At 37.6% G+C, this 12,253-nt stretch carries 11 protein-coding genes; 2 read left to right on the top strand and 9 right to left on the bottom strand.

Features of this window, described 5'->3' with window-relative positions; translation table 11 throughout:
• The first annotated feature begins 78 nt into the window (after positions 1-78).
• Positions 79-597, top strand: a complete 519-nt coding sequence (gene fabA / locus CBE70_RS12480; protein WP_023581351.1) for a bifunctional 3-hydroxydecanoyl-ACP dehydratase/trans-2-decenoyl-ACP isomerase — start codon at positions 79-81, stop codon at positions 595-597.
• Between the two features lie 234 nt (positions 598-831).
• Here fabA and CBE70_RS12470 read toward each other — a convergent pair whose 3' ends face one another.
• The 8 genes from CBE70_RS12470 to rlmKL all read right to left on the bottom strand — a co-directional run bounded on the left by CBE70_RS12470 (position 832) and on the right by rlmKL (position 10,129).
• On the bottom strand, positions 832-1,053 hold the full coding sequence (locus CBE70_RS12470; protein ID WP_100159596.1) for a hypothetical protein: 222 nt from the start codon (positions 1,051-1,053) through the stop codon (positions 832-834).
• 272 nt (positions 1,054-1,325) lie between these two features.
• The gene (gene rmf / locus CBE70_RS12465) at positions 1,326-1,496 is read right to left on the bottom strand and encodes a ribosome modulation factor (RefSeq protein ID WP_023581348.1); all 171 of its coding nucleotides are present in this window, start codon (positions 1,494-1,496) and stop codon (positions 1,326-1,328) included.
• 474 nt (positions 1,497-1,970) lie between these two features.
• Positions 1,971-2,384 (bottom strand): ASCH domain-containing protein, encoded by a 414-nt coding sequence (locus CBE70_RS12460; RefSeq protein WP_100159595.1) that lies wholly within the window; start codon positions 2,382-2,384, stop codon positions 1,971-1,973.
• A 103-nt stretch (positions 2,385-2,487) separates the two neighbouring features.
• Positions 2,488-3,060 (bottom strand): membrane integrity-associated transporter subunit PqiC, encoded by a 573-nt coding sequence (pqiC, locus tag CBE70_RS12455; RefSeq protein ID WP_100159594.1) that lies wholly within the window; start codon positions 3,058-3,060, stop codon positions 2,488-2,490.
• On the bottom strand, positions 3,060-4,712 hold the full coding sequence (gene pqiB, locus CBE70_RS12450; RefSeq protein WP_100159593.1) for an intermembrane transport protein PqiB: 1,653 nt from the start codon (positions 4,710-4,712) through the stop codon (positions 3,060-3,062). The genes pqiC and pqiB overlap by 1 nt, the downstream gene beginning before the upstream one ends.
• Positions 4,705-5,994 carry a membrane integrity-associated transporter subunit PqiA gene (pqiA, locus tag CBE70_RS12445; RefSeq protein WP_100159592.1) on the bottom strand — a complete coding sequence of 430 codons (1,290 nt, stop codon included), beginning with the start codon at positions 5,992-5,994 and terminating at the stop codon, positions 4,705-4,707. Before pqiA ends, pqiB begins: the two co-directional genes overlap by 8 nt.
• Before the next feature lie 85 nt (positions 5,995-6,079).
• A complete protein-coding gene (locus CBE70_RS12440) occupies positions 6,080-8,008 on the bottom strand; it encodes an ABC transporter ATP-binding protein (RefSeq protein ID WP_023581344.1) in 1,929 nt (642 codons plus the stop codon).
• Positions 8,009-8,014: 6 nt separating this feature from the next.
• The gene (gene rlmKL, locus CBE70_RS12435; RefSeq protein WP_100159591.1) at positions 8,015-10,129 is read right to left on the bottom strand and encodes a bifunctional 23S rRNA (guanine(2069)-N(7))-methyltransferase RlmK/23S rRNA (guanine(2445)-N(2))-methyltransferase RlmL; all 2,115 of its coding nucleotides are present in this window, start codon (positions 10,127-10,129) and stop codon (positions 8,015-8,017) included.
• A gap of 108 nt (positions 10,130-10,237) precedes the next feature.
• Between rlmKL and CBE70_RS12430 the strand changes: the two genes are divergently transcribed.
• Positions 10,238-11,362 (top strand): YcbX family protein, encoded by a 1,125-nt coding sequence (locus tag CBE70_RS12430; protein ID WP_100159590.1) that lies wholly within the window; start codon positions 10,238-10,240, stop codon positions 11,360-11,362.
• 276 nt (positions 11,363-11,638) lie between these two features.
• Here CBE70_RS12430 and CBE70_RS12425 read toward each other — a convergent pair whose 3' ends face one another.
• Positions 11,639-12,190: a cell division protein ZapC gene (locus CBE70_RS12425; protein ID WP_100159589.1), complete on the bottom strand. Its 552-nt coding sequence runs from the start codon at positions 12,188-12,190 to the stop codon at positions 11,639-11,641.
• Positions 12,191-12,253 lie beyond the last annotated feature (63 nt).

Below are 12,253 nucleotides of genomic sequence, written 5' to 3'. Positions count from 1 at the left end.
TTTCAAGTGATCGGAGTTGTTCAGCGTACAAGTGTAAGCTATTCTGTTGTCTTACACTTGATAAAGGCTATATAGACAATGGTTGATAAACGCGAATCTTATTCTAAAGAAGACCTCATTGCTTCAGGCCGTGGTGAATTATTTGGCCAAGATGGCCCACCACTGCCATCTGGTAATATGCTAATGATGGATCGCATCATTAAAATGACAGAAGATGGCGGCACCCATAATAAAGGCTTTATCGAAGCAGAATTCGATATCAAGCCAGATTTATGGTTCTTTGATTGCCACTTCGTCAATGATCCTGTTATGCCGGGTTGCTTAGGCCTAGATGCCATGTGGCAACTTGTTGGTTTCTATCTTGGCTGGCTTGGTGGTGAAGGTAAAGGCCGTGCGCTTGGTGTTGGCGAAGTTAAATTCACTGGGCAAATATTACCAACAGCAAAGAAAGTTACCTATAAAATTGATTTCAAACGTGTTATCAATCGTAAACTGATTATGGGTATTGCCGATGGTGAAGTGTATGTTGATGGTAAGCTGATCTATGAAGCAAAAGATTTAAAAGTTGGCTTATTTAAAGATACAACTGCATTCTAAAATAGATCCCCCTAATCTATATTCTAAATCATTCGAGTGCAGGTAGGTGGCAATCAAAGATATCCCGATGAGCATACTCATGTATGTGATTCGAGTAACTGGGCATAGCCAACACCCCTGCAGCTTGAAGGATGACGAGTATATTATAGAAATACCGTGTAACATAAAATACACGGTATTTTTATCTATACTAGCAGCATATTTATTTTTTATAAAAAATAGATCATATTCAATTTAGTTTTTATCAATACATGCCGTCGATTGTTTATCTTGTAAATACTGAAAATAGTGTTTAATTTTAACAGAGAAAAATAAGCTATATGTAAGATAAACAAGCAATCCCGCTAAAAATAAGATCCCTAACATCCCACCTAAATTTTCTGCTTGGTTACTACCATTTGTATTATCAAATGTATTTTGAATACTTATTGCTATTGCAATAGTCATAGGAAGCATTGATATACACCAAAATATTTTCAGCATTATTGGCGCTATTTCTTTCTTCATAAAAATAATAATGACAATATAACGTAAAAAGGCTTACAAAAATGTAAGCCTTTTTTATATCCAAATTGATTATTTGTTATTTATACTCAAATTGTCCTATGCTCAATATGTACATAGGAATGTATATAAATAACCCTCGTTTTGATTGTCGGTAAAATCTTAGTGATAATATTTAATATAGCTAAAAATAAGCTATTATCTATTTCACTACGACGGGTTATTTATTTTACCAGACTCGGGCGATCTTCCATCGCCTGTCGCCAACCTCCAAGCCAATGTGAACGCGCATCAATGGCGAAATAAGGGCAAAGCTCTTTTGAACGACCTTGCATACCAGCTTGATAACCTTTCGATAATGCTCTAGCTAAACGATCTCGTTTCTGTCTTTTCATATCTAGACAACCCTCACGTTCTAAGTTTAAGCGGAAAGATAATGATTGTTTTTTCAACAACCACTATAAATTGATACGCTTTATTGCACATTTAAGCAAGTAAAGAAGTTAATACAAATGTCATATTTGTGATGTTGAGCTAACTGTAAAATTAATACTTAGTGTTATTATTTATTTTATTTAATACTTTAACTTAACGATTATCTAATTCTTTTAATGAGTTATACCAAAATAAAACACAACCAATTGATATTTAATAATTATCATTACTTAAAAATGAATTTCTTTATTTTTATCTTATGTAATCAATAAATTAAATAAGAAAAAATGATGTTTATTTTTAAATTTATGTCAATATAAGACTTGGTTTATAAATATAACTTTTTGCTCTATTTTTATTTTTTCGTAGAAAACTCTTTTTAATTACCTTTGTTTTATTAAGGAATTAGCCATTATTGGAGGTAAAATCAACTATTAATACCTCTTACATACTTCTATTAATTCAAACTCTTCAAATACCAACTCCATATCTTCTGAAAAATGACCTTCTCGATTGAAGAAAGCTTTATGCCCTTCTTGCCAATATGCCAAACTTAAATCGCCTTCACCTTCTCTCTTAGCCTGCTCTTCTGTAACTTCATTAAATCGAATTAGCTGTAAGGAGCGTGTACGAATAACACAAACAGGCTCATTTTTATTGTTTAGAATTATGCTAAAACCACCAATAACGGGAATAACACTGTCACTAAAAAAACCACTTAATGAACTACACGTTGCCGTTTTTTTTCCTTCTACCACCAGCATAGCAAGTTCATCCGCTAACTGGGCATTATCACCAAATGACCAACTGATTGCAGTGGGATATTTCTTTTTAAGAATTTCTAACATATTGTTTCCTTTGTTGTCCTTTTTCAAATAAACAAAACCCAATATTCAACTTAAATGCAATTTAAGAAAATATTGGGTTTGAATATACGTAATGCTAAGTCAGTTAGTATTGAGCTTGAATTGCTTTCGCTATATCAGAAACCACTTGCTCCCACCCTTGTCCTAATGTACGCACTAAAGCAGGATAACCATCTTCAGTTTGAGTCAAAACTAAAGAGAATGGCTGATTAATTACTTTATTATTTTCAGTATAAATCCAGTCACCTGAAATAATTACCTGTCCATCATAACGGCCTTGAAAGTAATTAACTGTGACTGTTAATTTTGCCAAGTTATCTTCAACCGGTTGATTAGCAACAACAGTACCCGGCAATGCTTTTGTTAAACCTGAAATAAGGTTCTGCTGTAATTGCTGATCAAGTGGATTAATCCATAGATGCTGATTAGCCACGGTATAGTTAATATCTGTCGTTTGATAAACAATTCCTGCATTAACTAGCATATTGGACAAGCGGATCGGCTGAACCCAAATCTGAGGCTTCTTGGCTGACAGTGTTGCCAAGACTTGTTCTGACACGCCACCTTGATAAACATCAGGTAACTGATAATACGTTTTATCAATCTGACTTGAACATGCCGTTAACATCAATACAAATATCCCAATGATGTATTTCATTATTTTTCAGCCCTCTTTGGTTCTGGATCTTTACCTTCCTTCGCCTCAAAAATTAATGCGTTGCTTTTATTGTTCAATGTTTTCAATAAAGGCTGCATTTCTCTTAAGACCTGATCAAGCTGCTGCATATTATCGATCATTTTTCCGTATGCAGGAGAGCCTGGTTGGAAACCTTGCATACTGCGATTAATCTCTTTCAATGACTGTTGAATATCATTAGGAAGGTTTCTAAATTCATCACTGCCAATCATGGCATTTAATGCTTTCAGAGTTTCTTTTGCCTCAGTTACTGCTTTTTGGCTTTCAGATAAAGTGGCAGTCATCTCTTTAAGCATTGGTTCAACAGGAAGATTGTTGATCTTATCCAATGATGTCATCACTTTTTGCTGAATTTGCGCTAAACCAGAGCCAACAGTCGGAATTTGTTGGAAACCAGCAACTTCTTGAGGGCCTTCCCATTTAGCTTCATCAGGATAGAAATCAAGATCAATATAAAGCGCCCCAGTTAAAAGGTTACCTGATTTCAATGATGCTCTTAACCCATTATTAGAAGCAAAAGTGATTTCTTTAACGAAGTCGAAACTCTCACCGACATCATTAGCAAAACGTTCTGGTTCAACATGGATAAGTACGGGAATACGAAAATCTTTATCCAGCGATTGTTGCATACCTTTAGTGTAATAAGGCACTTGTACAACTGTTCCCATACGAATTCCGCGGAATTCCACAGGAGCTCCTGCTTGCAACCCTCTTACAGAATCAGAGAAGAACATAATGTAGCTACGATAGTCGGTATATAGCGAGTTTTGAATGCTTTTTTCATTATCGTAAAGCTTAAATTCTGTTTTAGGCGCAATAGGATCACCTGGGATCCATCCCGCAGGAACATCAAAACTAACGCCACCACTAAAGAGTGTAGAAAGTGATGCCATTTCAACGCGCACACCTGATGAAGACATATCAAAAGCGATACCTGAATCTTTCCAGAATCTAACATTTGAGGTCACCATTTTGTCATAAGGTGCTTTGATAAAGAGTTGATAGTGCATATCTCGGCTCTCAATGTTGAATTCACTGGTTTCAACAGAGCCGACTTGGTAGCCTCTAAATAAAACAGGATCGCCCGCATTTAATTGGCCTGCCCCTTCACTTACCAGATTGATACGAATACCTTTTGCATCTGGTGAAGCTAACGGAGGCGAGTCGAGAAGATTAAATTCATCTTCTTCTTTACCTTTTAATCCCGGTTGCAATTCAATGTAAGCACCAGAAAGCAAGGTGCCTAAACCCGTTACACCCTCTTTACCGACTTGAGGTCTTACAACCCAAAATGCAGTATCTGCACGTAATAACTCTTTCATTCCTTTATCGAGACGAGCCGTAATAATAACGCGACTAAAATTGCTGTCGAGTGTGACACTTTCAACTAGACCGATATCCACACTACGGCTTTTAATTTTGGTTTTACCTGCTTCAATACCATCGGCATTATAGGTAATTAATGTAACTTCAGGGCCCTGATGGCTGAAATGATAATAAAGTATCCACGCACCAATCAGTAAAGTGACAAGTGGTATGATCCAAACTGGAGACCAGCTTTTGAGTTTGTTAATTTTTGCTTCAGTTAAAGCAGTTTCATTCTTTTCAGTCACCCTTAGGCTCCTTAATCGTGGGTTTATCATCCTCGGTTGTACACTTATCCCACGTCAATCGAGGATCAAACATCATTGCAGAGAACATAGTTAGCACTACAACCAATGCAAATAGCACCACACCAAAATCAGGATAGATGCTCATCAGACGTCCCATTCTGACTAATGAAGCTAAAACAGCAATTACGAATACGTCAATCATCGACCAACGCCCTACATATTCAACAACTTCGTAGAGAAAATGCATTCTAGCAGGATCTCTTTTTCCATTGGATTTGTGTGCATCCCAACACAACCAAGCTATTGCGAGCATTTTTAAACTTGGTACCATAATACTGGCAATAAATATCACCATTGCAACAGGATAAGATCCATCTTCCCATAACAAAATAACCCCAGCCATAATGGTTGAATAAAGGTTATTACCTAAAGATTCAGTGACCATAATGGGTAATAAATTAGCGGGGATATAAAGAATTAATGACGTAATCAACAACGAAACCGTCCATTGCAAACTTCTAGGTCTTCTTGCATGCCCTTTCACTTCACAACGACTACATTCGTATTGATCTGCAGGTAAGATTGCCGTACATGAACGACATAATCTAACCCCTTGTTTTAATCCCGATTTACCTGATTCAATATCAGGGTAATTTGGACGAGGTTCTAATTTTTCCCATAAAGTATGTCTATCAAGACACTGAAAAGCACGAATTTGAAATAAGCAATAAAGCACATAAGGTAGAAAACTGAGTCCTAATCCAATATCACCATAAGCCATTAATTTTACAAAGCTAACTAAAATTCCCGCAAGAAAAATCTCTGCCATACACCACGATTTTAATTGGAATAAAATGCGTGATAACCAAATTTGTAGCTTTCTAGGTAATTGAATTGGTGTACAAAGAAGTAAGATTGCCACCATACAAAAAGCTGGCACAATTTGGACAAACAGTAGGAAAAATGCGCCTAATTCGACGTAATTTTCACTAAACATAACAGCTGGAATTTGCATCAGTGTGACATTATTGGCGATACCAGCCACTTCCATACTCACAAAAGTAAATTGACTCGCCATAAACAACATAAATAATGCGCTAATCGCCAACGCAACAGGCTGATAAAAAGGTTGGCGCCAACGTGCAATTAATACAGTATGGCAACGAGGGCATGTTGCTTTTGTTCCCTGCGTTAATTGAGGAACACTGACCACCAGATCGCACTGAGGACATAATATTTGCTCATGTTTATGTTCATGACGATGTTGTTGACCAGAGCACACAGCGACACCTCTTATTTAGAGTAATCAATAAAAGAATATTTAATCCAGAAAGTAAAACGGGGCGTGATGCCCCGTTTTCGGTTGGCTATTCGCCGTTTTGCATCAATTCTAGCTCTTGCCATCTGTCAAAAGCAGTTTCAAGCTCTTGTTCTTTATCTGCAAGCGCCTTTAAGACTTTTTCAGTCTCTTCATGAGGACGAGTAAAGAAATCTGCCCCACTCACTTCTTCTTGCAATGCACTTAACTGCGTTTCTAAGCTTTCTAATTTAGCAGGAAGTTGCTCAAGTTCTCGCGTCAAATGATAACTTAACTTGTTAGAACGCGTGTTCTTTTTAGAGCTATCTTTCACTTTTGCTTCTTTTTCAGCTTTTTCTGGTGCGTTGCGTGGTTTGTTTGTCGCATTCTTTAGTGAAACCGACTGTGCTCGTTGTTGTTGAGCATCGTAATATCCTCCAACGTAGCTGTTAATAACACCATCACCTTCAAAGATCCAACACTCAGTAACACTATTATCAACAAATTCACGGTCATGGCTAACCAGTAAAACAGTGCCTTGGTAAGCATCAACGAGCTCTTCTAGTAATTCCAAAGTTTCAACATCAAGATCATTGGTTGGCTCATCGAGAATAAGTAAGTTACTTGGTTTTAAGAATAAACGTGCCAGTAATAGACGGTTTCTCTCTCCCCCTGATAGGGCACGAACAGGCGTCATCGCACGTTTAGGTGGAAATAAGAAGTCTTGCAGATAACCAAGTACATGGCGAGGACGACCATTTACCATCACCTCTTGCTTACCTTCAGCAAGGTTATCCATCACTGTTTTATCAGGATCAAGTGTCGCACGGTGCTGATCAAAATAAGCAACTTCAAGCTTAGTACCACAATGAACTCGCCCGCTGTCTGCTTTTAAATCGCCTAGCATGAGTTTCAATAAAGTGGTTTTACCACAACCATTCGGTCCCACCAGCGCAATTTTATCACCACGCTGTACTTTGGCAGAAAAGTCATGAACTAACTTACGCATTCCAATGCTGTAATTAACATCTTCAAGTTCAAAAACAATTTTACCAGAGCGAGTGGCTTCTTCGACCTGCATACGTGCGCTGCCTAACACCTCTCGGCGTTCACTGCGCTCAACACGTAATGCTTTTAATGCTCTCACACGACCTTCGTTACGCGTACGTCGAGCTTTAATACCTTGGCGTATCCATGCCTCTTCTTGCGCTAATTTACGATCAAACTCTGCATTTTGTTGCTCTTCAACACGTAATGCTTCTTCTTTGCTTTCAAGGTATTTATCGTAATTTCCCGGCCATGAGGAAAGTTTTCCACGATCAAGATCGATAATCCGCGTTGCCATATTACGAATAAATGAACGGTCATGGGAAATAAATACAATACTTCCTTGGAAATCTTTTAAGAATTTCTCAAGCCAAAGGATCGTTTCAATATCAAGGTGGTTTGTTGGTTCATCTAAAAACAGCACTCTTGGCGCACTGACTAATGCGCGTCCTAATGCCGCTTTTCTTAACCAACCACCAGATAAAGAAGAAAGCTCCGCTTCACCATCTAAACCGAGTTTTTCTAGTACTTCTGCAATTCGGCTATCAAGTAACCACAAATTACGACTATCAAGTACTTCTTGTAGCTCTGCCATTTTATTGAGATTTTTATCAGAAGGATCTGTCTCAATCAATTTAGAGATATGGTGATAATCTGTTAGATATTTAGCATCTTCTTCAACACCTTCTGCTACAAAGTCAAAGATAGTACCTTCAATATCTCTTGGAGGATCTTGCTGTAAGCGAGCAGTCACCAGATCTTGTTCATAAACAACTTGGCCATCATCTAAAGGTTGCTCTTTAGATAACACTCTTAATAGTGTTGATTTACCCGCACCATTGCGCCCAACTAAACAAACGCGTTCATTTTCTTCAATAAATAAATCGGTGCTATCTAATAGCGGGGCATCACTGAAAGATAAATAAGCCCCAGTCAAACTAATTAACGGCATTGTAAATTATTCCTCACCAGCATGAGTTAACAGCCAGCAATTGTGAATTTGGCGGTTACGCGCAAAATCTTGTGATAATGTTTTCTGTGTTATCTCTTTTGCACACAACCCAATTTTTGCTAACTCGTCATGTTCCATTTTGAATCCACGTTTGTTATTTGAGAACATAATTGTTCCACCTTTTCTCAACAAACGTTTTAGATGTTTCATTAGTTCAATGTGATCACGCTGTACATCAAAGGTATTTTCCATTCGTTTTGAGTTAGAAAACGTAGGTGGATCGATAAAGATCACATCAAATTGTTCGTTGCTCTGCATTAACCACTGAATGCAATCTGCTTGCATTAAACGGTGTTGTCTACCTGATAAGCCATTCGCTTGGAAGTTTTTCTCAGCCCATTCAAGATAAGTACGGGACATATCAACGGTTGTTGTGCTTTTTGCACCACCAATTCCTGCATGAACAGAAGCCGTACCGGTATAAGCAAAAAGATTTAAGAAGTCTTTTCCATTACTCATTTCACCCAGCATTTTTCGTGCAATACGGTGATCTAGGAACAACCCTGTATCGAGATAATCTGTTAGATTTACCCAGAATTTTGCACCAAACTCGTCAACTAAGAAAAAATCACCTTTTTCGGCCATTTTTTCATACTGCTGTTTACCTTTTTGGCGTTGGCGTGTTTTTAAAATCAGTTGATCAGAACGTAATGCCAATACTTCCATTGTTGCGCTAATCACATCGAATAAACGCTGACGAGCTTTGTGTTCATTAACTGTTTTAGGTGGCGCATACTCTTGAATAACCACTTTATCGCCATAGCGATCCACAGCAACATTATATTCAGGTAAATCAGCATCGTATAAGCGATAACATTCAATTTGCTGTTGTTTTGCCCATTTCGCGAGTTTTTTCTCATTTTTACGTAAACGGTTTGCAAAATCTTCCGCAAGTCCAGTGTTAATCGTTGAAGGTGTATCAGAAAGTAAATAGTTCTTTTGTACACAATCAAGAGGGCCATTTTTTGCTTTGAACTCTCTTTCAGCACGCAATTGAATGCAACTTAACAATTCAGGTGATGCACTAAATAGTGACAATCTCCAACCTGGGAAGTGTGCTTTTATCGCTCTTCCTAATTGACTATGCAGTGCAATTAACGCAGGCTCACTTTCTAAACGCTCACCATACGGTGGGTTACTGATAATTGTCCCTTTTATTTCTGTTGAGGCAGGGTTTGTCAGTTTAGCTGCATCACCATGAGCAAATGTGATCAGTTCAGCAACATCTGCTCTGCGAGCATTGGCTCTCGCCATATCCAATACACGTTTATCAACATCAAAACCATAGAAACGCGCAGTGGTATTCTTTTTACCTTCACGAAAACGGGCAAACGCTTCATGAGTCACTTCTTTCCATAGTGCTTCATCGTGACCTAACCAATGACGGAATCCCCAATGCACACGATTTAATGCTGGAGCACAATCAGTCGCCATCATAGCCGCTTCAATTAATAATGTACCGGAGCCACACATTGGATCGATTAATGATGTGTCAAGTTTCCAGCCTGAACGCATAATAATTGCGGCGGCTAAGTTTTCTTTTAAAGGTGCTTGTCCTGTTAAATCACGGTAACCACGTTGATGTAAACCATCACCACTTAGATCTAAAGACAATGAAGCTTTTTCTTTATGAAGGTGGATAGTTAAACGGATATCAGGAGATTGTTTAGCAACATCTGGACGTTGCCCTATTTTACGTTGAAATGAGTCAACGATGGCATCTTTCGCTTTTAATGCACCATATTGGCTATTACGAATAATGTCATTCGTGCCGTTAAAATGGATAGCAAAAGTCTGATCAACTGTAAAAATCTCACTCCAATCAATTGCCTGCACACCAAGGTATAAGTCTAGATCACTATAAACATTGAATTCATTTAACGGCAACATAATGCGCGACGCTAAACGACTCCAAAGTAAAGACTGATACATGGTTTTATCATCAGCACGAAAATAAACACCGCCTTGAGTTATCTGGCAAGCCTGAGCACCAAGGTGTTCAAGTTCAGATTTTAATAGTTCTTCCAGACCTCGGCCTGTGCTGGCAAACAGAGAGCGCATAATATTGTTACCACCTAAAATAAAATTGTTGGGCATTATAGCTAATTGTATTACGTTGTCATAAAGTTACTGGCTATAAAAAATAATAATGTTTTTTGGGGAGCACTGATGATCAACGTTTCACGCCTTTATATACACCCAGTTAAATCAATGAAGGGAATTCGACTTTCTCATGCATTTGCTCGTGAGAGCGGATTCACGTTTGATCGCGATTTTATGATAACCACCCCTGAAGGGACTTTTATCACGGCACGAAAATTTCCCGTTTTGCTGTGTTTTATTCCCACTGTCATGGCAAATGGTATTTATATTCAAGCACCTGATGGTGAAGGTATTGCGATCACTTATCAAGATTTTGAAACCACATTGCAACCAACAGAAGTTTGGGGTAACCATTTTACCGCGTATGTGGCTCCAGATGAAATAAATCAGTGGTTCAGTCGTTATTTAAAAATGGATGTTCAACTTCGTTGGACTGGCGAAAAATCGACACGCCGAGTGAAAAAAAATCCAGAAACCGCTGTTTCTTTCGCTGATGGTTACCCTTACTTATTAATTAATGAAGCCTCATTTCAATACTTGCAACAGCGTTGCCCTGCTTCAATTAATATTGAGCAATTTCGAGGTAATATCCTCATAACAGGTGCAAAGCCTTTTGAAGAAGATACTTGGCAGACTATTCGTGTTGGCTCTGTTGTGATGGATCTGATGAAACCTTGTAGCCGTTGCATCATGACCACAATTAGTATTGATAAAGGCGTTAAACATCCTAACACAGAACCACTCGCAACACTGCAAACATTCCGTAGTGATGAAACAGGTGATGTCGATTTTGGTCAAAATGTCATCATTCGTCAAACTGGTATTATTCGCGTGGGAGATACTGTTGAGGTATTAGCTTATAAAGAAGCGAAACAATATCTTGTAACAGCACCTGTTGAAACACAATCAACACCTATTGTTGAACACACACAAGAGCAGACTGTCAGTATTGAATTTAACGGTGAAATTTTTGAGGGTAATAACCAAGAAGTCCTGTTAGAACAGCTTGAGAATAATGGTTATACCATTCCTTATAGTTGCCGAGCTGGCCTTTGTGGCTCTTGTGTTATCCAATTAGATGAAGGCGATGTTAATGCATTAAAAGCCGGAGCAATTAAACGCTCAGGTAAAATTTTAGCTTGTAGCTGTGTGCCTAACGGTAATGTGAAACTTTCACTTAATAAAAAATAACGCTTACCTCTATCACAAATTAAAAGAAGGTAATTTGCCCTTACCTTCTTTTTTATTTTAAATAAAACAGTTTATTTAATAAGAATTATCTTATTAATAGCTCAATAATAAATTATCAATAAATTCATTTTATTTTTTAGAAAAAGATTACAGAAAGAGAGTAATGAAGATTTGATTTTAGGAAGTATTGTTTGGGGTGGATTTGTTTTTAGAATGTTATAAATAATGAGTGAAATGAGTGACGATAAAAAGAGTAAGTCCTTTTTACTCTTTTTGTTAAATAACTTTCTCGTACAAAAATGATCCTGACTCTGGCTCTTTATGGTAATTGCTTAACCTATCATTCATAATTTTTATTGGGTCACAAAAATTAAGCGTTCTATCAAATAATGTTAACTGAGGTTGAGCTAATAAACATAAACAAGCTTGAGCCCCCACTTCAGTCACTAAAAAAAGAGCGGTTTCGCCTTCTTCTTTTAATGAAGTTTCTACCACTTGAGATAAATAAGGGTTGATTTGATTATTGTTAACTTCAAAATACCAACTCTTAGGCATCAGTGGCTTTAAAAAGCGATGGGCTATTAATGCATTTAAAGCTAATTCAGCTCTTGATTCTGATGGCATATCTATTTGTCGAATTTGCTCATCGTATCCATAATAAAGAGCTGCATCATCAACGGTAAAAGATGCTGATTGTCGAGCACTCTCACTCAACATTTTGCTTGGAAAACGGGAACGAAAAACCATACCGTTTGCTAAATCAAGCATTAATTTTTGTTGCTCAACATCAAAATACCAACGCCAGCGATCATCGGGTTTTATTATCACTAATTAATCCCCCTTCGATTCATTCCCTGTTTTATACTCTGATAAACAATCAAAATTAAATGA

This window comes from Proteus columbae (assembly GCF_002777965.1).
Taxonomy (GTDB): domain Bacteria; phylum Pseudomonadota; class Gammaproteobacteria; order Enterobacterales; family Enterobacteriaceae; genus Proteus; species Proteus columbae.
The sequence above is the reverse complement of the archived record's forward strand: the minus strand, read 5'-3'. Positions and strand labels throughout refer to the sequence as shown.

Excerpts from the sequence above, each read along its gene's own strand:
- pqiC (WP_100159594.1), bottom strand. The coding sequence starts at position 3,060 with ATGAAATACATCATTGGGATATTTGTATTGATGTTAACGGCATGTTCA.
- CBE70_RS12460 (WP_100159595.1), bottom strand. The coding sequence starts at position 2,384 with ATGTTAGAAATTCTTAAAAAGAAATATCCCACTGCAATCAGTTGGTCA.
- rlmKL (WP_100159591.1), bottom strand. The coding sequence starts at position 10,129 with ATGCGCTCTCTGTTTGCCAGCACAGGCCGAGGTCTGGAAGAACTATTA.
- CBE70_RS12440 (WP_023581344.1), bottom strand. The coding sequence starts at position 8,008 with ATGCCGTTAATTAGTTTGACTGGGGCTTATTTATCTTTCAGTGATGCC.
- fabA (WP_023581351.1), top strand. The coding sequence starts at position 79 with ATGGTTGATAAACGCGAATCTTATTCTAAAGAAGACCTCATTGCTTCA.
- CBE70_RS12430 (WP_100159590.1), top strand. The coding sequence starts at position 10,238 with ATGATCAACGTTTCACGCCTTTATATACACCCAGTTAAATCAATGAAG.
- CBE70_RS12470 (WP_100159596.1), bottom strand. The coding sequence starts at position 1,053 with ATGCTTCCTATGACTATTGCAATAGCAATAAGTATTCAAAATACATTT.
- rmf (WP_023581348.1), bottom strand. The coding sequence starts at position 1,496 with ATGAAAAGACAGAAACGAGATCGTTTAGCTAGAGCATTATCGAAAGGT.